Source organism: Streptomyces yunnanensis (genome assembly GCF_029011865.1).
In the GTDB taxonomy this organism is placed as follows: Bacteria; Actinomycetota; Actinomycetes; order Streptomycetales; family Streptomycetaceae; genus Streptomyces; species Streptomyces yunnanensis.
In genome coordinates, this window is record NZ_CP095749.1 from 8,494,707 (window position 1) to 8,515,237 (window position 20,531).

Consider the following 20,531-nt stretch of genomic DNA (forward strand, 5'->3'; position numbering starts at 1 on the left):
AAGGCAGATAGGGCAGGCAAGGGAGGCAGGGCAGGCAAGGTGGACAGGCGGGTTCGGCGATCGGCTACTGGCCCAATTCAGGGTAATAGCCGCGCTGATACGGCGACAGCTCGGAGACGGCGAGTTCTGCCGCACCTCGGCAGATGAGGCAGACGCGGCCCCGATGACATGCGCGGCAGTTCCTCCGCCCTCGGTCACCGGCCGCCACCACGACGGCTGCAGCATCGAGATCCGCGACGTCGACCAGCGCCCTCGGCCCGCCATCTCGCCCCTCCTCTCGAAGGGACTCAGTCCCACTTATGCGCTTGGTGTTGCACGCACTGCGTGCATAATGAGGGCGTGAGTGCGCCGAGGGCCCCGTCGGCATGTGGGGCGGCGTGCTGCTGCTCGTGCCCTGTCACCCCGGTCCGGCGACCTGCGCGGAACCCACCCCGGGGCATACGAAAGGACGCATGTTGTGAGGAATGCGCTGGATCCCGCGAAGCTGAGCGCCGCCATGGAAGACGTCCACCGCGCCGGGATGCCGGGCCTGTTCGCCGAGGTGCGCGACGGCGACCAGGTCTGGCGCGGCGCCGCCGGGGTCGCCGATGTCGCCACCGGTCGCCCCGTCACCGCCGACATGCGGCATCGCGTCGGCAGCATCACCAAGACCTTCACCGTCGCCGCCGTTCTGCAGCAGGTCGAGCGCGGCCAGATCGGTCTGGACACGCCGATCAGCCGGTACCTTCCGAAGCTGGTGCCCGGGGAACGCGGTGACGCGATCACGGTCCGGATGTTGATCAACCACACCAGCGGCCTCGCCGAGTACCTCCCTTACGCCTACCCGTCCCTCAAGGGGTTTCCTCCCTTCGCGGACACCAGGCCGGCGAGCCTGGACGACCACCGGCTCACGCGGTTCCACTCCACCGAACTGATCGAGATGGGGGTCACCGCACCTGCCGTCGGCGCCCCCGGCGGCACTCCGGGGCTGTACTCCAACACCAACTACCTGCTCCTCGGCGCACTGTTGGAACACGTAACCGGCACTCCGGCCGAGCAGTACATCACCCGGAACGTCATCGAACGCGCCGGGCTCCGGGACACCGAACTCCCCACCACCCCATACGTCAACGGGCCGCACTCGCAGATGTACGAGGCGTGGTTCGGCATGATCGACCCGCCGCGCGACTACAGCGTCCACGACATGTCATGGGTGGGGCCGGCGGCCTCGCTGATCTCGACGGTCACGGACCTCAACCGCTTCTTCGGCATGCTGCTGGCGGGCGAGATCGTCAGTCCGTCGTCGCTGGCGCAGATGCAACGCACCGTCCCGGTCGTCTCCCAAGAGGGGAAGACGATCGACTACGGCCTCGGCCTGTACCCGATGGAAGCTGCCGGCCAGAGCACCTTCTGGGGCCACGGCGGCACGGTGTGGGGTGCCGGAGCGCTGGCCATGATCCGTGCCGACGGTGAGCGCCAGATGGCCGTCGCGGTCAACCTGCAGCGGTGGCACAGGCTCGACTCCTCGGGCATACCGCAGCTCCATCCCATCGACGACGCGCTTGCGGCTCTCTACCGTGTGGCGATGTACGGCTGACCGGGCCGGAGCGAGTCACTCTCCCCACGCCGGCACGTATCCCGGGGCCAGTCCCGGGGCCAGTCCCGGGGCCAGACCCTGGGCCTGGCCCCGGGACGCAGGCGGGTCATGCAGCCTGGGCGGTGGCCGCGAGCACCAGTTCGCGCAGGGTGACGCGCTGCGGCTGCTGGTACGCGAAGGTGATCGCCGCTGCCACGTCCTCGGGGACCAGCACCTCGATCGAGTCCTTGAAGGCTTGGTAGTCGGCCTTCACGGCCTCGTCCGTGGTGTGTGAGAGCAACTCCGTCTCCACGGCCCCGGGGGCGATGGTGATCACGCGCACGCCGTGCCCCGAAACCTCCTCGCGCAGACTCTCGGAGATACCGTGCACGGCGAACTTGCTGCCGCTGTAGACGGTGTGGTTGGCGTACGTCCTGCGGCCCGCGACCGAGCTGACGTTGACGATCGTCCCGCTGCCACGCTCGATCATGCCGGGCAGCACGGCTCGGACGCCGTGGAGCAGTCCCCGTACGTTGACGTCGAACATCCGCTCCCACTCGGCCGCATCCTGGTGGGCCACCTCTCCGAGGAGCATCACGCCCGCGTTGTTGACGATCAGGTCGGCGTGCCCGTACAGCTCCTCCGCCTCCCGGACGGCGGCGGCCACTTCCTTGGCATCGGTGACGTCGACGGAGCGGGCGAGGGCGTTGGGAAGGCCGAGGGCTTCGGTCCGCTCGACCCTGCGGGCCAGGAGGAGCAGCGGGTGGCCGAGATCGGAGAGGGCGCGGGCGGTGGCGGCGCCGATGCCCGAGCTGGCTCCCGTGATGATGGCGAGCGGTTGGGCGGCGAGGGTCCGGGCGGCGGCGGTGTTCGGCTGTGTGTTCATGTGCTCCAGCTTCGGCGGCCGCTGCACCTCGAACAATGACGGATCACTCCATGATCTATAACCTGTGCCTTATGGAACGCCGAGATCTTGAGATCTTCCTGACCCTCGCGGAGGAACTGCACTTCGGCCGCACCGCGCAGCGGCTCTTCGTGTCCCAGGCCAGGGTCAGCCAGACCATCAAACAGCTGGAGCGGCAGATCGGCACCGCGCTGTTCGACCGGACCAGCAGGCGAGTGGAACTGACTCCGGTCGGACGCGATTTCCTCAACGACGTCCGCCCCGGCTACGAGCTCATCAGAGCAGGCGTCGAGAAGGCGGTTGCCGCCGGCCGCGGCCTCGCCGAGCCGCTGCGGGTCGGGTTCACCAGCCCGCTGGCGGGCGAAATGGTGCTGTTCGCCGCGTCCGCGTACCGCGAGAGCCATCCCGGCGCCGGGGAAGTCGCCCTCCACGAGGCACCGCTCGGGGATCCCCTCGGTCCGCTGCGCAGGGGTGAAGTCGATCTGCTGCTGGGCCAGTTCCCGGTGTCCGAGCCCGATCTGCGGACCGGTCCCGTGCTCATCTCCGACAGCCGTGTCCTGGCCGTCTCCAAGCGGCATCCCTTCGCGCGCCGGGAATCGGTACGGCTCGACGATCTCGCGAGGGACAAGGTGATCAGCCTCTCCGGCCCCGTACCCGACTACTGGCTCGACCATGTCCTGCCCCGCACCACCCCCGACGGCAGCCCCGTCGAGCGCGTTGGGGAGGCCACGACCCGGCAGGAGCTCCTGGCCCTCGTCGGTGCGGGCCGCGGAGTGCATCCGGTTGCGTCGCACGAGGTCAGGTACTACGCCCGCCCCAACATTGTGTACGTTCCGTTCGCCGAGGCCCCGCCTCTGGAGTACGGCCTGGTGTGGCGTGCGGCGACGGAGACCGTTCGGATCCGGGCCTTCGCCGGGGCGGCTGAGGAGGTCGTACGACAGCAGAACGGCCCGGATCAGGTGTGCAGCGAGTGCCGGTGACCGCTCCCGGCGCGCGCACACCGACCAGGCTGACTGGGCCGGTTGGGCCGGTTGGGCCGGTTGGGCCGACTGGCAGGGTGTGGCGCGGAGTTGCCGTCGGGCGCGTGTCGGAGCCGGACTGCGGCTGGGCGCGGTCCTCGAAGCGGTCAGCCTGGTCCGCGAACGGCGCCCGGAACTCGCCCGGGACCAACTCCGCCGAAAACCCCGGGGGTTACCCGACGCCGAAGAACACGCTGCCCGTGCCCCCCAGGTCGGGGGAGTGGAAGTACGCGGTGATCGCACGGCTCAGGTCGTCCTGGCTGAGGCAGCCGTCGTCGTCGGTGTCCAGCCGGCCCAGCACGCGCGAGGCGTCTCCGGCGAGGTCCCACATTTCGAGGTACCGCGTCAGCTCCCTCTCGCCGATGCGGCCATCGCGGTCCGCGTCGATGACCTCGAACACCGTCGCTCCGAAGGCCGCCACCGGCTCGCGCAGAGCCGGGTCTGTGGTGGTCGCGCCGGCAGCGGTGCGGTGCTGTTCGCGGGACAGGCGGCCGTGGGTCTTCGCGTGGCGCTGCAGACCGGCCCAGTACTCCCGGTAGAAGAACGCCAGAGCCTTCGCCTCGGGGGCGTCCGCGGCGAGTTGGTAGGCGGTGCGGTAGCGATCGACGATCCGTTGGTAGTCGGCCCCGTCGACGTAGCCGTCGCCATCGGTGTCGGCGACGTCGAACAGGCGGTCCAGACCGCCGATGCGGTGAACGATGCGAGCGGGCGGGGTGCCGGCGGTCGCGCACAGGTGGTCCCGGAGCTGGGCGTGGCGGAACTGGTAGACCGTGCCGACCTGGCGCAGAATCTCGCGCTCGCAGGCGTCCCGCAGGAACGCGTCCACGTCCCTCGGCAACCATCCCGTCAGGGGCAGCCAGATCCGGGCCAGGACCACCCAACGCCCCCAGGCGGTCATGGTGCCGACCCCGATCGCGACCATGGTTCCGGCCACCAGTCCGGCCCCGGTTCCGGTCAGGAGAGTGTTCGTGAGCCCGAACGCGATCCCGTACCCGGGCCCGAGCACCAGCCCGACAGCGAGTATCTGCTTGAGTACGGTGGCGCGGTTGGTGTTCAACAGGTCCGACGGGAGGGCGCGTTTCTCTCTCGGGATGACAGTCTCGAACCCGGCTCCGAGCGCGGCGATGAGCCCCAACACGAGCCCCAGGACGACCCCCGCCGCGAGCTCCACCCCCGAACTCAGCGCGATCGTGGGCCCGGGAACGCCCAGGAGGGCTGAAAGCGCCGCACCTCCCAACGCCCACAGGACTCCGAACAGGAGACCACCGGCGAGCCCGCCGCGGACTCTGGGGCGGAAGCTCGCCCGCAGTCTTGTCTTCGTCCAGTCCTCAAGCCTGATCTCCATGAGCGACGGTTCGAACAGCGGGCCGCCGACCTTCATCTTCGTGACGAACCCGTGCATGAGGGCGAAGGTCAGACCCATCGCGAGCCCGTTCACCGGGCCGGTGATGCCTGCCGCCATGAGCCCGTACACGGGCCCGGACGCGAGCCCTACCTCGACCCCGTACACGAGCCCGGCCACCAGGCCGGACGCGACTCCGACCGTGATCCCGACCCACAGCATGCGCCAGCGCAGCTTCACGGTGGTCCCCAGCCGCCACCATTCGATGTCGGGCGTGTTGAGTTCCGTCACATGTGCGGCGAGGTAGCCGAGCCAGTGCTGGGCGCGTTTGGTGTCCCAGCGCCGGTGATCTCGTGCTGCGCCCCCTTTGCTGAGAGCGCGCTTGTAGGCGGTGGGGACGAAGGTGTCCAGAAGGTGTTTCTCAAGGGCTTCTCGGGTGCCGAACTTCTCGGTGTCCAGCAGTTCCGACGGGTCACGCTCGGATTCGTAGACGAATCGGGCCAGTGTGACCATCAAGGGGGTGGTCAACACGGCGGCGAGATTGGCGGCGGCCGGTGTGTGGGTAGGGCGGCGCAATTCACTCAGGACATAGGCCCACCCGGTCAGGGGGCCGATGCCCGTACTGTCGGGGAGCGTGGGGAGTGCGGTGCCGGTGGCCTCTTGCAGGTATGTGACGGAGTCGTCCAGGTCGAGGTCGATCAGTTCGATGGCGTCGGCGCAGGGCACAACCTTGGTTTCTTCCCTGGCGGCTTCGATTTCGGCGCGGCGACTGGTCACGAGCAGCGGCAAGGTGCTGCTGTTGAGCGCGATCAGTGCGTCTTTGCGCAAGCCGATGGCGATCTCGTCGAACCCGTCCAGGACCGGTAGCACGTAGTCGGCATCCACCAGCGTGGCGGCCCACGTACTCCCGCTGGGGCTTGCCTCGGCGAGAAGGGGATGATCCCGCTCCAACCGGCCGATCAACCAGTCCCGCAGCTGGGTGGTGTCGGGATTCCACGATCCGAGACTGAAGATCACCGGAACCGGTGCCTTGCGGGTGAGAGGACGCGCTTCCAGGCGGCTCAGTGCGAAACGCAGGGCCAGGGTGCTCTTCCCTGAGCCCTCCCGACCCAGCACCATCAGCCAGTGGGACGTTTCCTGTTTGAGGAGGGCCGTGATGGTGTCCCCTCGACCGTCAAGGTGCCGCGGGGAAGGATGCGTTGTCCCAGTCCGGCCATTATGGATGTCTTCGCGGTCGGGTGCTTTCCCACGCACCGGTTGCCAGTGCACAGGGAGCTTCCGATCCTCCAGCCGCAGTTGTTCCACCTCGCGCTTCAGGCGCGCGCGGACCTCACGCGCGAGCAGATCGGCCTTGTCGGCCAGCTCGTCATCGACGGAGCGGCGCTCGGCGCGCACCGCACCCACGAGTTCCTTGACCAACTCGGTGAGCGCGCCCTCGGCTGAGAATCCTTTGTCGAAGAGCACGTTGACGTTGACCGCGTGGTCGCCGATATTGAGAATGCCCGAGACGTTTCCGACCGTGATCGACGGCTTGCCGCCCGACCGGTCAGGAGTTTGTGCGGCGGGCTCCGACTCCTGTGGATCCGGCACGGCGCTCACCGGTACCGGATGTTCGTCGCGCCATCGCCGGTGGCGATGATGCCGGCATCGTCCGTGAGGGAGACGCTGCGCGCCCCGGTGGCCTGTGCGGCCTGTGCGTTCTCGGCCCTGGTCGGCACGCCGACGCCGTACGCACCCGCTGCTGCTTCAGCCGCAGGCACGATCTGGCCGAGTAAAGGGCCGATCTCCGTCAACAGAGGCACCTCCCTGTTCGCACCGACAGTCGGATTCAGCGGCCGTTCCCGCCCCCCACAGCAGGCAGGCAACTGTGCCTGCCTGCTGCCCTGTTCGAGCCACCGCCACACAGACGGCGGTCGTTCACTACACCTGTCGAACGTACTCGGTACCGGGCTTCTCGTCGGTCACGACATCGACGCCTTCACCTTGCAGCAGGTCCTGGAGTTGGCTGTCCAGATCGGCGCCACCGCAGGTCCGCGCACCGACGCCATGACGAGCGGCCTGGTGTGGAACGTGACGTGCCGTCAGAACGTTGCGGCCGTCCGTGACCTTCCTTCCCGTGCTGCCGTGTGATGTTGCCCTACCGCCGTGCCCCCGATGCTGGGGGACCGCAGCATGCGAGCTCTCCCTGTGACAACCGGCGTCGGCCTTCCCGTCCTTGACGCCTTCGACGGGCAAGCCGTGCTGCGGATCGACGTACCGCTGGTCCCCGCCGTCGTCACCGGTGCGGCGGTGGTTCTTCAGGCGCGCGCCGAGGCCGAAGGCGACGGCGCATGCGGCGAGCACGCCCACGGCCAGCAGGATGAGATCCTTGGTGTCCGGCCCGTCGGTCGAGGCCCTACTGACGATCGTGGGTTCGGTCGACCTCGGCGTCGCATGGGTGGGGTGCGTCACCGACGGTGCGCTGGAGGCCCTGGGACTCGGGTCGCCGGGCGTGATCGCGCTGTGGGTGGTGGGGCCGGTGGTGCCCGCTGACGCCGACGGTTTGGGAACGGCAACGCCCACCGATCCGGTCGTCGGCCTCGGAGTGGCGGAGGCCGCCGATCCGGTCGAAGGGCTCGGTGTGGCGGAGGGCCCCGAACTCGGCTTCGTGACGTCGAAGGACGCCACGACATTGCTCTGGCCGGGGTTGAGGGTGCACGGCGCGTCGCCCTTGAGCACCAGGCCGCCGGTCGCGTTCGACGCGACGAGGTGGAGGGTGAGGTCGCCGGCGGTGACCGTCCCCTTGCCCGGATGGCTGAAGGTGCGGGTGGTCGCGCCGGCGGTTGCCGTGACCTTGAAGGAACCGGATGCAGGGACGTCGGTCGTCGCCATGTGGAAGGGCACGGTGAGGTCGAAGTCGTCCTGTGGCGCGGCCACATGGGCCCTCGTGTCCACCGTGCCCCCGAGGGTCTTCATACCGACCATGGCGAGCCACCGGGTGAAACTCGCGCCCACCGTAGCCACCGCGTTGACGGCGATGGGCGTGCTGGGCGCGCCCACCGCAACCGAATCCGGGATACCCGATTCGATCTCCGCCGTGAATGCCTGGGCGCCGATCAGCGGCGACGAACATGTGTAGGCGAAGGTGTGCGAGAGCGGTTGCGCGGCGGCCGTGCCGGCTCCGACAACGCCCACCAACCCGCTTGCCATTGCTGAAGCCGTGGCGGCCGCAAGGATGATCCTCATCCTTGGCCTGCCGCACCTGATACTCATGAGCTAGCCCCCGTTCATCGTTCGGGTGTGCGATTGTGGAACGACTCTCATTTCCTGAAGCTCGGCATGCTACTCAGATCGCGTGACCCGTGCCGGATCTGCGGAGCCCGGACGATTTCGGCAAGCGGGGCACGTAACGCTGTGAGGAAGACGTGGCTCAGACGGCTCGGGTTCCGTGCGGAACTCGGCGCACTGCTCGGAGACGCCCCAAAACGCCTCGCTGGTAAGCGTCTTCCGGGAATCCCTCTTCATGGCTGACTGAACATCAGGAACCGTGCAGCTGCGCTTGTCGATGTTTGTGCGCTGCACTGCGCCGCCGGCCGGCAGCTCGGATGATGGGGCCCTGATCCTGGCGCGGGCGCAGGTCAGTTGGCGCTGACGACGGTCGCGATCGCCCTGGTCATGGGCGCGTTGGGGACAGTATCGGTTGTTCGCTGAGGGTGACGAAGCCGATGCCGGAGCCGCTGTCGGAGAATCGGCGCAGCAGGGTCCGGCTCCGGCGGTCGGTGCTCCGGGCCCTACGCTCCTTCTCGTACTCGCGGACGAGGTCGTCGTAGACCGCTGCTTCGGTCGCGGGCCGTCCGCCCGCGCTTCCTGGATTACGCACCAGGGACATTGCTGCGGCACTACAACCGCTTCTTCGTCTGCTGGCGGTACAGCGCCTGCGTAGTGCTGACCTGCTCAATCGACGGACGGGTCGGTCGTCGGTGGCGCATTGGTCCGAACCTGGTCCGAACCTGGTCCGAACCCGCTCCGGATCTTGGCCTCGATCAACGGAGGTCGAGCAGGGTGGCGACGACGGTTTGATGATTCCGTCGTGGTGCGATCTCGTAAGGTGAATTCTTTGATCTTCCGTGCGGTGTGGATTACGGAACGGACTCCGCGGTTATCCCCCTTTCCATTGCGAGCGATATTGCCCGAGGGGCTGGCCATCCTGCCCGGTCGGGCGGTATTGCGCGGGATAATCCGTCCACCAATCGGATTTGCGGGTGTCCACCGATCGGCCACTTCCTTGTCGATGACCGGACGAAAGAACTGCGGCCTTACCCATTTTCGTCCGTGCCGTGCTAGACAGAATTTGACGGCGCAGAGCCGTCTGCGTAACCAGTGTTTCGGAATGTCTGATCGGAGACACATGAGCACCCCACAGAAAAACAGCTGGAGTTGGCGGATCCTCGGCGTCGGTGTGACGTCCACCGCCCTGATCTGCTTGGCGGCGCTGCCGGCTTCCGCCATGACGGGCGATCGGGTCCTGAGGGACTGCGCGAGCGGTTTCGGCAAGTGCACGTTCAACGGCCCGTACCGGCACGAGTCGGAGGGCCCGGCGATCGGCAAGGCATATCTCGGTGACTACCACCAGGTGTCCGACACGATGTGGAACTGCACCACGTCGCCAGCGAAGCAGACGCTGACCTGGAGCGACACCGTCGGATCGACGGACTCGTTCGACGTGTCCATCAAGGCCGGGGGCAAGATCGCCGGAGTCGTGGAAGCGAGCGTGGAGGCAAAGTACGGGCACACGTGGATGACGCAACACTCGGACAGCGCCGGCCTGGAGATGACCGTCAAGCCGGGCGAGGTCGGCTGGATATCCCGGGCCCAGGTCATGCGCGAGCTCACGGGCTACTGGCAGACGCACTACGACAATCCCCAGGACGGCCACTACTACTGGTACTTGGGGCCCGACACCATCACCAGCCCCGCCCCCAACGACACCGAGGGGGTGAAGAACTCGGTGGTGCTCAAGACGCGACCGATGACCGATCCGGAAAGGCAGTCCTGCCAGGTGCACAACGCCGGGGTCTTCCTTTCGAAGAAGAAAGTGGAGCAGCCCCAGCAGCGGAAGGCTCCCCACGCCCCGCCACAGGCCGTACCCGGCGAGGACGACGCGGGCGCAACCGACGAGCGTCAGCAGAAGGGGAGCTGACGACCAGGGCCTACAGCGGGGCGTAGCTGAAAGGCCGGGTAAGTCATGGTCCGAAGGTGTGGCGTGGCGGCCCGCGACTCCGCCACGCCGAAGGACCGGATCGCGTGACGATGACGCATGTGGCCGAGTCGCACCAGGGATTTTCGACCGGACATCCCTTCGTGTCGCGGGAAGGGGGAAGGGGGAAAGCGGTGCAATCGGTTCGGAGGTGACGAATGATGGCGCCCGATTCGTATCAGCGGGTGACGATGGTCGTTGCTGACGACCATCCGGTCTACCGTGAAGGAATTGCTCGTGGGCTGCAGCTCGGCGGTCGGATCGAGGTTCTGGCCGAAGTCGATGCCGGCGGACCGGCGTTGGCGGCCATCCGCGAGCACCGGCCGCAAGTCGCCTTGATCGACTACCGGCTCCCGGGCATGGACGGCCTTGAGGTGGTACATGCCGTTGCCCGCGACGGCCTGCCCACGCGCAGCATCATCCTGTCGGCCGCGACAGACGGCTCCGTGGTCTACCGGGCGATCCAGGCAGGCGCGGCCGGCTACCTCGCCAAAGAGGCCACATGTTCCGAGATCGTCACCGCCGTGTTGAAGGTGGCAAGCGGCAGACACGTGATCTCGGAGGAACCGCTCCACGGACTGGTGGAGGAGATCCGCTTGCGGGTCGACAGCGAGGTGATGGTTCTGACCGAACGCGAGCGCCAAGTCCTGCAGGGCTTCGCCGAGGGCAAGAGCATCCCGGACCTGGCGGGCGAACTGTACCTGGGCGCCAGTACGGTCAAGACCCACACCCAGAGACTGTACGAGAAACTCGGGGTATCCGACCGGGCCGCGGCCGTCGCCGCGGCGATGCGGCGCGGCCTTCTCGCATGAGGATCCCGCAACCCCCACGCGTCAACGGCAACGCCATCCAGAAGGCAGTGCCACTCGCGGCCATCGACGTCAGTGTCCTGACTGACTGTTGCCGAATGAGGCCATCACAGTCGATGCGGTGGTACGGAGCGCGCGATGCGGAATCCCACGTCGTCGATCTGGAAGGTCGGGTGGCTGCGCCGCCGCACCGATGCCCGGCAGCTCCAGTGCTCGTCGGCCCATCCACCACCACGGAGCACCCGGTAGGTGCCGTACACCTCGGCGTCGTAGACGTCCCAGCACCAGTCCCACGCGTTGCCCAGCATGTCGTACAGGCCCCAGGCGTTGGGCTGTTTGGCGCCGACAGGGTGGATCCGCCCACCCGAGTTGCCCTGGTGCCAGGCGATCTCGTCGAGTTGGCCGTACCGCGGGCCGGCGGTGCCCGCGCGGCAGGCGTGCTCCCATTCGGCCTCGGTCGGCAGCCGGTACCCGTCCGCGAAGGCGTCCCATTCGGCCGTCTCGGCTGTGGCGTGGAGGTGGTACGCGGGTGTCAACCCCTCATGCTGGGACAACGCGTTGCAGAACTGGACCGCGTCCCACCACGAGACGCCCTCCACGGGCAGCCGGTCGCCTTGGGCGCTACTCGGCCGGCACTCGGTGACCTGCGCGTACCGCGACTGCGTGACGGGGACCGCCGACATCTGGAACGGTGCAACCTCGACGTGCCAGCTTCTCTGCGTCCGCCGATCCGACAGCGTCACCCGTCCCGGCGGGACCGCGACCATTTCGTTTTCTGCCCCCGTGTCCATGATCGGCCACCCTATCGCTGCCGCCCGCCGTTCTGTCGATCCTCAGCGGGGAGCGGTCCGAGGCTCTCCCAGTGCGGTGAGGATGTCGCGGACGGTGTGGTCGAAGAGTGGGGCGGGGTCGGTCAGGGCGAAGTCGAGGTGGCCGAAGACCTCCACGGCCACGGCTCCGTACAGGCGGGTCCAGCAGGAGACGAAGACGTAGATGATCTCCAGGGGTACGGGTGCGCCGGAGAGGTGCTCGCGTACCTCCTCCAACTGGACGGTCCAGGCCGGGTCGAGGTCGGCGGGTGGCTTGATGTTTCCGTGGTGCCACAGCTGGACCATCAGGTCCAGGACGACGCCGCCGAAGCGCCAGCTGGGGTCGTGTGCGGCAGCGCCGGGTGCGGTGTCGGCGTCCGTGAGCGGCTTGGCGAACAGCAGCCCGAACTCCTGGGGGTGGGCCAGTGCCCAGCGGCGCAATTCGCGGCACACTTCGTCCAGTTGTCGCCCTGGATCGGAGGCGGGGTGGCGGTCGCGGGCGGCTGCCAGGGTCGTGGCCAACTCGTCGTAGAGGGACGAGGCCAGTGCCTGGATCAGGTCCCGGTGTGCGGTGTAGTAGCGATAGAGGCCGGGTGCGGTCATGCCCATTTCGCGGGCGATGGCCCGCAGCGTGACGGCGGCCGGGCCTTCCTCGACCAGGAGCCGTCTGCCGGTGGTCAGGATCTCGGTCAGCGCCTCTTCGCGGACGCGGTGACGGCGCCTGCCTGTGGGGGTTCCCGGAGTGCTCGGCACGGTGACCCGTCTGCCTTCCGCTTGACAAAGTTAACGCCTATCACTTTACCTTCTCCCGAAAGTTAACGGTGTTAGCAATCTCTTCGGGGGAGCGTCATGAAGTACGGCATCGTCCTCACCTACACAGTCACCGAGCGGTGGTTGGCGCTGTCGCGCGAGCAGCGCAACGCGATGCGTGCGGCGCATCTGGAGCCGGTCTTCGCCGCCTACGCGGACCGTGTGACGGCCCGTTTCTTCGACGCCGAGGCGTTCACCGGGCACGTCTCGGACTTCGCCGTGCTGGAGACCGAGGACCTGGGCGCGTACTACTTCCTCGTCGAGGCCCTGCGCGACACCCCTGTCATCAGCGAGGGCTACCTCACCTTCGCCGACATCTTCCTCGGCGTCGAGGACGGCTTCCAGGCATACGAGCAGGCCCTGTCGCACGACGGCGCCGCGCATCCAACGTGACGGGGGTCTTGATGTGGACGTGAACAGCGGTAGCGGCCTGGCGTCGCCGGAACGGTTGCCTGGCTACGAGTTCCGGCCTTATCGCGGCCACGACGACCATGACGCGATGGCCGCTGTGCGGCTGGGCTGTGCACAACAGGATCGGACCGACGCCCACTCGGTTGTGGAAGGGCTCCCGACGGCAGCCGAAATCGCCGAAGCCTCCGCCGGGCTCGACGACCCGTCCCGGAACCAGGTCCTGGTGGAGCACAACGGTGGCGTCGTCGGCTACGCGACGATCAGGTGGTGGCAGGAGCGGGACGGGACGTGGCTGTACCTGCACCGCGGCTACCTGCTGCCCGGGCACCGCGGCCAGGGCGTCGGCTCGGCCATGCTCGACTGGGCGGAAAGCCGCATCCGCCGGCTCGTGCAGCAGCACGGAACCACGCGGACGTCCGTCATCGGAGCGAATGCCATGGCCTCCGAACGGGAGGCAACGGCGCTGCTGCTCGAAGCCGGATACCGGCGTGTCTTCAGCCTGGTGGAGCTGGAGCTGCACGATCTCCAACAGCTCGCGGAAGAAAGGCCGTTGCGGGCCGATATCCGAATCGGCGCGGTCGAGCCGGGCAACTACCGCACGGCCTGGAAGACGGTCGTCGATTCGTATGCAGATGCCGCATTCACCCAGAGGTGGACGTTCGAGAGCTTCCTCGCCACTGCCGACCCGACCTGCTGGCGGGCCGCTTGGGATGGGGAAAACATGGCGGGGGTCGCCCTGTGCTCCATCCGCCGCAACGACCCCACTGTGGGCGAAGTCGAAGAACTGAGCGTCCGGGCACAGTCAAGGCGTCTGGGCCTTGGACGGGCTCTGCTGCTGGACGGGTTGCGATGTCTTCGCGAGCACGGCGCACGGACCGCGCGGTTGTACACCGGGACCGCGAATCCGTATCGATCCTACGAGCTCTACGAAAGCGTAGGGTTCCGGCGCCAGAACGAGTACATCCGCTACCGCAAGCCGGCGTAGCCTGCCGATTCTTCACATCGACGCGCAGGCACGGGAGATACCCACCTCGGCAGCCACATGCCCATCCGCCGTGTGCGGCACGCACGCCTTTCTGTCGGAAACCGAACGATGGCTGACCCGGCGCCCCACGCAGGTCATCGAGCACGTCCGTAAGGCCCTGGTGAGGCGTGCCGCGGTATTCGTCAGCTGAACTCGGTCGCGTGGTCGATGGCCCACCTCGCGAAGGTGCCGGCCGGTCGGCCAGTAAGGCGCTCGACGTGATCGGTGGTGCCGTTCGACTCCCGTCGCCTCACCGAGGCAGCGATCAGCGCTTCCACCAGCGGCGCGGGACGGCCGTCGGCAAGCATGCGTGATCGCGCGAGGTCAGTGGGGAGCGCCTGGAAGCGCAGACGGCGCCGGAGAGCAGTTCCGAGGTGAGCGACCTGGTCGGCGCGACTGAGGACCTCGGGTCCCGTCAACACGTACACGTCTTGATCCGGTTGGTCGTGATGCGCCAGCAATACGGCCACGGTCGCATCAGCGACATCGCGCTCGTCGACGACGGCTGTGCGCGCCATGCCCGGGCCGGACACCACGTCGCCCGCGCGCAACTGTGGTGCCCAGCCACGGGTGTTGGATGCCAATGTGTCGCTGCGCAGCACCACGGGCCGCAGACCGGCATCGTGCAGCAGGGCTTCCATTTCCGCGTGCACCTGAGCGATGGGATCACTCTGGCGGGCGGCTTCGTCGTCTATGGCGGTGGTGGACAGATAGACGACACGGGGTGCCGCAGCGATGAGTTCCGCAACCAGGTCGTGGGCAGGGGCGGAATCGAGCAGTGGCCAGATGAGAAAGACAGCGTCGATGCCCACGAGCGCCTCGCGGACAACAGCGGGGTCTGTGAGGTCGCCGACCACCGACTCGGCGCCGGGGTGCGGACCCGTCTGATGGCGCACGAGGCTTCGCACGCGCGCGCCGTGTGCTTGGAGACGGCTGACGACCTCACGGCCGAGGTTGCCGGCCGCGCCGGTGACCAGGATCGATGAGCGGTGACGGGCGTCCACGGAGTAAGTGGTGTCAGGCATGATCGAGACGCTAAGGGTTCAGGTCGACATGAAGGCAAGGGTGTGCGGTGAAGACGATCGGGGAAGTGGCCGCGGAACTCGGAATCGAAGCCCACGTGCTGCGGCACTGGGAAGACGTTGGGGCACTCACCGTGCGCCGCGACGGCAACGGCTACCGCAGCTACGACGACAATGCCCTGGAGCAGGCACGTACCGTGCTCAAACTGCGGCGAGTGGGACTCTCGTTGCCCGAGGTCACCGCCGCCATGTCGCCGACGAAGTCGGCGGCACAGGCGGTCGTGAGGGCGAAGATCGCGGCACTGGAAAGTGAAGTCGTCCAGAGACAGCAGGCAATTACCTTCCTGCAACACACCGTTGAGTGTCGGCATCGATATCTCGACGACTGTCCGGACTGTGCGACTTTCGTCCGTGAAGCTTGACCGCCCTCCGGCCGGGAAGCTCAGGCGCCGCGCAGTCTTCTTCTGACCCTCCCTCATCCCGCGGCCCGGCAGCAGTGTGTCGCTACTTCGCCGTCATCAACGACATGGACCCGCAACACCTTGCCGGAAGCGCCGGCGGGCAGTGCGCCACGCTCCTGCCGGTCGGCACGACTTCGAGGCGTGGAGCGTACCCGCCGTCCTCCTGGGTGCTCCAGGTGGCTCCGCTCACCTTGGCCGGCACGCTGACCGCGCCGTTGGGGCCGTCGATGTAGTCGTGCCGGACGGATTTCAGGGTGCCCCCTTCGGTCCATGCCTTGTACGTCACGTCAGTACTCGTGGCGCCGCAGGCCGAGAGGAGTCCACAGGCAACAACCGGCCCTGCCATCATGGCGATGCGCTTCGTGGCCGCCGATATGGGGAATGCGGGCATGAACTTGGTCTCTCGCTCGGTGAGTTGTTCACTTGGGTGTGGGGTCGGGGAAGGATCTGTCGCCGAAGAGGACTCGGCTTGCCGCGGCCCGGCCGAACGGTGTGCGCAGCAGGGTGAATGCCGCTGCTGCCGTGGTCGGCGTCCGTACCTGGGCCAGGAGCCGGCGCAGTGTGAGTCGTCCGCGGAAGTGGGGGCGGAGTGCGGCTCCGTCGTAGTGGGTGAGCGTTTCCGGTTTTCCGGTGCGCAGTGCGTCGTCGAGGATCTCGGCTGCGAGTTTCGACTGTCGCAGGCACGGGTCCAGGCCGCCGGCGGTGAGTGGGGAGACCGCGCCCGCTGCGTCCCCCACGAGCAGCCCGTCGGCGCAGCTGATCCGGCGCAGCAGGCCGCCGACGGGTATGGGGCCTGCGCGCCGCTCCACCGTTTCGGGACGTTGGACGCCGGTCAGTCCGGGCGCCGAGGCGCTGAACCGTTCCATGGCCCGGCGCAGACCGTCCGGATAGCGGTCGGCATAGCCTGCGACTCCGACATGGGCGTGGTGCCCGTCGTTGATCACCCAGGCCAGGTAGCCGGGGGCGAGCGAGGGGTCGAGTACGCAGTGGAATGTCGGTGGCTGGTCGCTTCCGGGGAGTTCGAAGACCTCTTCGGCACCGACGATCAGGTGGTGGTTGCGGTCGAGGGCGAGGTCGCGGGCGACTCTGGAGCGGGCCCCGTCGGCGCCGACGACGAAGCGGGCCCGGACCGTGGTCGGCCCGTCGCGACCGGCCAGGTGGAAGGTGTTGCCCTGGCGGCCGGTGTAGCGCGTGCCCAGTGCCATCCGTACGCCGGCGTCGAGCGCGGTGGCGGCCGACGCTTCGTAGAGCGGTGCCATGTCGCCGACCCGGTATTCGTCGCGGGTGCTGGTGAGGCTGACCGGGCGGCGCAGGTTCGGGGGATAGAGGACCACACGTCGGATCGGTGGTCCAAGGCAGTCGGGGGGCAGCGGGAAGTCGTCGAGTGTCTTCCGTACGAAGATTCCGGTGGTGCGGATGGCGCCGGCGAGGCTGGTTCGGCGCTCGACCAGGAGCACGTCGTGGCCTTGTCGGGCGAGGAGCGTGGCGGTGTTCAGTCCGGCCAGTCCGGCCCCGACCACCAGTACGTCGGCGCTATCCGTGCCCCCGGGGCGGTGCGAGAGGCGTGCTGTCGTCATGTTCTGCTCGCTTCCTTGTGGTGTCCGTGATCGGTACGTTCGTGCGCTCGGTGCGCTCGGTGCGCTTGGTGCGCGGCGGGGCCGACTGGCGGCAGGCGGCAGGCGGCAGGCGGCAGGCGGCAGGCGGCAGTACGGCGACGGCCCGGTCCGCGAGGGTGAGGTGCGCGGACGCCGTCGTCCGGTCGTCACGGGGGTACTTGTTGAAGATCAGGCGGAGCGGGGGCGCGGCAGGGACGGCCGAGGGCGTCGTAGCCGGCGGGCGTGTGCAGGTGGCCGGCCGGCTACCGCGGCTGCGGCTACTGCGGGGAGGAACCGGCCGGGACGGACGCCCCGGATTCCTGCGCAGCCCCGTCGGTGTTCCCGTCCACGGGGCCGTCGGGCTCCCAGCGCAGCAGGTCTCCGGGCTGGCAGCCGAGCACCTCGCACAGCGCGGCGAGCGTGGTGAAGCGCACCGCCTTGGCGCGGCCGTTCTTGAGCACCGCCAGGTTGGCGGGTGTGATCCCCACCCGGTCCGCCAGTTCGCCCACGGACATCTTCCGCTTGGCCAGCATCACGTCGATGGCGACGACGATCGGCATCAGATCACCTCGGCCAACTCGGCCCCCAGCTGTGATGCCTCGGCGTCGCGTGCGACGGCCTGGGCGAGCAGCATCCGCAGTACGAGCACGATGAGCGCGATCCCGAAGACCGCCAGGCAGACCCCGCCCAGCAGGGCCACCACGCCCGGGGGTACGACGTGGCCCGACGCCAGGACCGCCCCGAGTGCGAACACCAGGAGCGCGGCCGCCACGAACGCGCCGATCACGAGATGGACGTAGCGGAACGCGGCGTGGGAGAACACGGTTCCGCGTTGCACCATCGTCACCAGTCGCCACACGGAGATCAGGACGACCTGGATCGTCATGACGCCCAGGAATGCGATCAGGAGGACCGGAGCGCGGCGGTCCGCAAGGACGGTCTCCTGGATGGCGCCCGTCAGCATCAACACCATCACTGTCTGGGCGCACACCGATCCGGCATGCAGCGTCACCATCACGGCGCGCAGCCCCAGCACTGTCAGCTTTCCCAACGCCACTCCCTCGATCGATCCACGATGTAAATCTATTGATTATCGATAGGTGTGGCAAGTCGGGTCCGTCGGTCATGGGTGGCGGATTCCCCGGAGCGGGCCAGTCGTTGATCATGGCGAGTGGAGACGGCCTCGGACGGTGCTATCCGGGCGATGAGGGAAGGGGGAGGAGAGGGGAGGAGAAGGGAGGAGAAGGGAGGGGGTGGACGGCCGTGGGTCGTGGGCCGTGACCGGTTCAAGTCGATATCGGGCAAGCGTGCAGCAACCGGACCCTGTCGTGAAGCCCGGCGGTGTCGGGGTGTCCGGTGTGCCGTCCCGGTGAAGATCAGCGGCCGGGCCGGGCGCACCCCGGGTGAGGTGCGGCGATGGCTCCCGTGAGCCGTGATTGCGAGGGAAACGGGGTCATCAGTTTCCCCAATGTTTACCTGACGGACACCATAGTTGGGCCTACTAAGGCGCCAGCTTGTTCAGCTATGACATCGGACAGGTGCTCACCCCCCACGTGCATCCCCTGTGTGGCCCCACAGGAAACCCCTCAATCCTCTGTGCGTACCCCTGGAGAGACCGTGACCGTCCCCCTGCCGAGAACCGCCGTCCTCACCGGTGTTCTCGCCACCGCCGCCGTGTTCGCCCTCAGTGCCTGTGGCGCGGACTCCGCCACGTCGACCACTGACGGCGGACGGAGCGCGGCCGCCGCGACCACGGCCAAGGACGCCGGCGGCATGGACGCCCTGGCCGAGGAGGCCAAGAAGGAGGGCACGCTGCATGCGATCGCACTGCCCCGTGACTGGGCCAACTACGGCGCCCTGATCGACGGCTTCGAGAAGAAGTACGGCGTCAAGGTCGAGGTCGAGAACCCCGGCGGCGCCAGCCAGGACGAGATCAGCGCGGTCACCTCGCGCAAGGGCCAGAACAACGCGCCCGACGTCCTCGACCTCGGCAGTTCCTTCGCGCAGAGCGCCGCCCAGCAGGGGCTGCTCGCCCCGTACATGGTCGCCGGTTTCACCGACATCCCCGACGACCAGAAGGACTCGATCGGCCGTTGGTCGAACGACTACGGCGGCTACATCTCCTTCGGCTGCGACGCCAAGCGGGTGCGAACCTGCCCGACCAGTTTCAAGGATCTGCTCAAGCCGCAGTACAAGGGGCAGGTCGCGCTCAACGGCGACCCCGGCAAGTCGGGTTCGGCGTTCGGTGCCGTGTATGCGGCCGCCCTCGCCAGCGGCGGCTCCTTCGACGACATCCAGCCCGGCATCGACTTCTTCGCCAAGCTGAAGAAGAGCGGCAACTTCACGCCCGTCGCCTCCACCCAGGCCACCATCGAGAAGGGCCAGACGCCGATCAGCATCGACTGGGACTACCTCAACACCGGGTACACCGACGACTTCAAGTCCAAGGGCCTCGACTGGACGGTCACGGTCCCCTCGGACGGCCAGTTCTCCCAGTACTACTCGCAGGCCATCAACAAGGTTGCGCCGCACCCCGCGGCCGCGCGCCTGTGGCAGGAGTACCTGTACAGCGCCGAGGGCCAGAACCTCAGGCTCAAGGGATACGCCCGCCCGGCCCTGATGACCGCCATGAAGGAGGCCGGCACGCTCGACCAGGCCGCGGCGGCGAAGCTGCCGAAGGTCACCGGCACGCCGAGCTTCCCCACCGAGTCCCAGCAGAGCAGCGCCAGGTTCGTCATATCCCAGAGCTGGGGCCAGGCCGTCTCCGGATGACCGCGACGTGAACCAGGGCCGACGCGGTGCCGCCGCCTTCTCCCGGCGGCGCCGCGCGGCCGGCCGGCTCGCCCCGACACCGTGCACGGTTTCAACTGCCGGTATCGCGAGGGTCGTTGAGCTCTCGTGCGCGGATCAGAGGTCGGACACCAGGAGCCGATACCCGACGTCGAGGGTGTCGAGCGTGAGCAGTTCGGCGTAGCGCGTGTCCCAGCGGCCAGTCGTCAGGTCGTCCGCGAGCCGGGTCAGGCCGGGCGCGAGGGTGTCCTCGCCGGTCTGGGCGAGCATGGAGATCCCCGCGCGCACCTGAGGGGCGAGGTAGGCGTCGGGGCGGCGCCAGTACGCGGCACCGAATCCGTCCAGGCAGTCATGGGGGACGCGGACGGGTTCCTGACGCGCTCCGCCGAGCAGGTCGGCCAACTGGTCGGTGGGGGTGGCGCGGGTGTCGTCGCGGCTGCCTGGGGGAGGCAGTCCCGGACGAGCCAGAAGCGGTCGCGGAGGATGTGCTGGTCCCACGTCAGGACGACGATGCGGCGGCGGGCGGCCCTGCGGAGCTCGGCGATTCCGGCTGCCAGGTCGGACCAGTGCCTGATGGCGGGGCATGAACACCCGCGGGCCGCCGAACACGACCTGCGGGGCGTGCCGTTCCCAGGGAATTCCTTAGGAATTCCTTGGGAACGGGCAAGCGATCCCGAGGATTGACGCCCTTCTCGCTCCTCATCGATGATCGTTCCGGGCCCAGGGCGGCAACCCGTCGCGCCC

The 20,531-nt window shown here is 68.1% G+C and carries 20 protein-coding genes and 1 pseudogene; 8 read left to right on the plus strand and 13 right to left on the minus strand.

The features are described 5' to 3' along the window. Positions 1–457: 457 nt before the first annotated feature. Positions 458–1,576, plus strand: a complete 1,119-nt coding sequence (locus MOV08_RS37210; RefSeq protein ID WP_275310564.1) for a serine hydrolase domain-containing protein — start codon at positions 458–460, stop codon at positions 1,574–1,576. Positions 1,577–1,682: 106 nt separating this feature from the next. Here the strand turns inward: MOV08_RS37210 and MOV08_RS37215 are convergent, their stop codons facing one another. Continuing rightward, entirely contained in the window at positions 1,683–2,441 is a 759-nt protein-coding gene (locus MOV08_RS37215) for an SDR family oxidoreductase (protein ID WP_275310565.1), read from the minus strand. 71 nt (positions 2,442–2,512) lie between these two features. On the opposite strand from MOV08_RS37215, the gene MOV08_RS37220 reads away from it, so the two are divergent. After that, positions 2,513–3,439: a LysR family transcriptional regulator gene (locus MOV08_RS37220; RefSeq protein WP_275310566.1), complete on the plus strand. Its 927-nt coding sequence runs from the start codon at positions 2,513–2,515 to the stop codon at positions 3,437–3,439. Between the two features lie 211 nt (positions 3,440–3,650). Here MOV08_RS37220 and MOV08_RS37225 read toward each other — a convergent pair whose 3' ends face one another. From MOV08_RS37225 to MOV08_RS44260, 4 genes and pseudogenes are all read right to left on the minus strand, one after another. Beyond that, the gene (locus MOV08_RS37225) at positions 3,651–6,419 is read right to left on the minus strand and encodes a hypothetical protein (protein WP_275310567.1); all 2,769 of its coding nucleotides are present in this window, start codon (positions 6,417–6,419) and stop codon (positions 3,651–3,653) included. Beyond that, the gene (locus tag MOV08_RS37230) at positions 6,416–6,613 is read right to left on the minus strand and encodes a hypothetical protein (protein WP_275310568.1); all 198 of its coding nucleotides are present in this window, start codon (positions 6,611–6,613) and stop codon (positions 6,416–6,418) included. Before MOV08_RS37230 ends, MOV08_RS37225 begins: the two co-directional genes overlap by 4 nt. 127 nt (positions 6,614–6,740) lie before the next feature. Further along, positions 6,741–7,169, minus strand: a complete 429-nt coding sequence (locus MOV08_RS37235) for a hypothetical protein (protein WP_275310569.1) — start codon at positions 7,167–7,169, stop codon at positions 6,741–6,743. Between the two features lie 378 nt (positions 7,170–7,547). Then, positions 7,548–8,072 (minus strand): annotated as a pseudogene (locus MOV08_RS44260) (DUF6801 domain-containing protein); the annotation flags it as partial. Between the two features lie 1,135 nt (positions 8,073–9,207). On the opposite strand from MOV08_RS44260, the gene MOV08_RS37245 reads away from it, so the two are divergent. Continuing rightward, positions 9,208–9,999 carry a hypothetical protein gene (locus MOV08_RS37245; protein WP_275310571.1) on the plus strand — a complete coding sequence of 264 codons (792 nt, stop codon included), beginning with the start codon at positions 9,208–9,210 and terminating at the stop codon, positions 9,997–9,999. Positions 10,000–10,214: 215 nt separating this feature from the next. Beyond that, positions 10,215–10,868, plus strand: a complete 654-nt coding sequence (locus MOV08_RS37250) for a response regulator transcription factor (RefSeq protein ID WP_275310572.1) — start codon at positions 10,215–10,217, stop codon at positions 10,866–10,868. 104 nt (positions 10,869–10,972) lie between these two features. Here the strand turns inward: MOV08_RS37250 and MOV08_RS37255 are convergent, their stop codons facing one another. Next, positions 10,973–11,656 carry a formylglycine-generating enzyme family protein gene (locus tag MOV08_RS37255; protein WP_275310573.1) on the minus strand — a complete coding sequence of 228 codons (684 nt, stop codon included), beginning with the start codon at positions 11,654–11,656 and terminating at the stop codon, positions 10,973–10,975. Between the two features lie 42 nt (positions 11,657–11,698). Continuing rightward, the gene (locus MOV08_RS37260) at positions 11,699–12,427 is read right to left on the minus strand and encodes a TetR/AcrR family transcriptional regulator (protein ID WP_275310574.1); all 729 of its coding nucleotides are present in this window, start codon (positions 12,425–12,427) and stop codon (positions 11,699–11,701) included. 96 nt (positions 12,428–12,523) lie between these two features. Between MOV08_RS37260 and MOV08_RS37265 the strand changes: the two genes are divergently transcribed. Then, the gene (locus tag MOV08_RS37265) at positions 12,524–12,877 is read left to right on the plus strand and encodes a darcynin family protein (protein WP_275310575.1); all 354 of its coding nucleotides are present in this window, start codon (positions 12,524–12,526) and stop codon (positions 12,875–12,877) included. 13 nt (positions 12,878–12,890) lie between these two features. Then, positions 12,891–13,880 carry a GNAT family N-acetyltransferase gene (locus MOV08_RS37270; RefSeq protein WP_275310576.1) on the plus strand — a complete coding sequence of 330 codons (990 nt, stop codon included), beginning with the start codon at positions 12,891–12,893 and terminating at the stop codon, positions 13,878–13,880. Between the two features lie 182 nt (positions 13,881–14,062). Here the strand turns inward: MOV08_RS37270 and MOV08_RS37275 are convergent, their stop codons facing one another. After that, entirely contained in the window at positions 14,063–14,944 is an 882-nt protein-coding gene (locus MOV08_RS37275) for an NAD(P)H-binding protein (protein ID WP_275310577.1), read from the minus strand. 47 nt (positions 14,945–14,991) lie between these two features. Between MOV08_RS37275 and MOV08_RS37280 the strand changes: the two genes are divergently transcribed. Beyond that, positions 14,992–15,363 (plus strand): MerR family transcriptional regulator, encoded by a 372-nt coding sequence (locus MOV08_RS37280; protein ID WP_275310578.1) that lies wholly within the window; start codon positions 14,992–14,994, stop codon positions 15,361–15,363. An 82-nt stretch (positions 15,364–15,445) separates the two neighbouring features. Here MOV08_RS37280 and MOV08_RS37285 read toward each other — a convergent pair whose 3' ends face one another. From MOV08_RS37285 to MOV08_RS37300, 4 genes are all read right to left on the minus strand, one after another. Beyond that, on the minus strand, positions 15,446–15,688 hold the full coding sequence (locus MOV08_RS37285) for a hypothetical protein (protein ID WP_275310579.1): 243 nt from the start codon (positions 15,686–15,688) through the stop codon (positions 15,446–15,448). Between the two features lie 133 nt (positions 15,689–15,821). Then, positions 15,822–16,979 carry an FAD-dependent oxidoreductase gene (locus tag MOV08_RS37290; RefSeq protein WP_275310580.1) on the minus strand — a complete coding sequence of 386 codons (1,158 nt, stop codon included), beginning with the start codon at positions 16,977–16,979 and terminating at the stop codon, positions 15,822–15,824. Between the two features lie 296 nt (positions 16,980–17,275). Continuing rightward, entirely contained in the window at positions 17,276–17,557 is a 282-nt protein-coding gene (locus MOV08_RS37295) for a helix-turn-helix domain-containing protein (protein WP_275310581.1), read from the minus strand. Further along, positions 17,557–18,048, minus strand: a complete 492-nt coding sequence (locus MOV08_RS37300) for a DUF2975 domain-containing protein (protein WP_275310582.1) — start codon at positions 18,046–18,048, stop codon at positions 17,557–17,559. The genes MOV08_RS37295 and MOV08_RS37300 overlap by 1 nt, the downstream gene beginning before the upstream one ends. A gap of 566 nt (positions 18,049–18,614) precedes the next feature. On the opposite strand from MOV08_RS37300, the gene MOV08_RS37305 reads away from it, so the two are divergent. Next, positions 18,615–19,769: an ABC transporter substrate-binding protein gene (locus MOV08_RS37305; protein WP_039638650.1), complete on the plus strand. Its 1,155-nt coding sequence runs from the start codon at positions 18,615–18,617 to the stop codon at positions 19,767–19,769. Positions 19,770–19,904: 135 nt separating this feature from the next. Here the strand turns inward: MOV08_RS37305 and MOV08_RS37310 are convergent, their stop codons facing one another. Further along, the gene (locus tag MOV08_RS37310; RefSeq protein ID WP_275310583.1) at positions 19,905–20,285 is read right to left on the minus strand and encodes a hypothetical protein; all 381 of its coding nucleotides are present in this window, start codon (positions 20,283–20,285) and stop codon (positions 19,905–19,907) included. Positions 20,286–20,531: the final 246 nt, after the last annotated feature.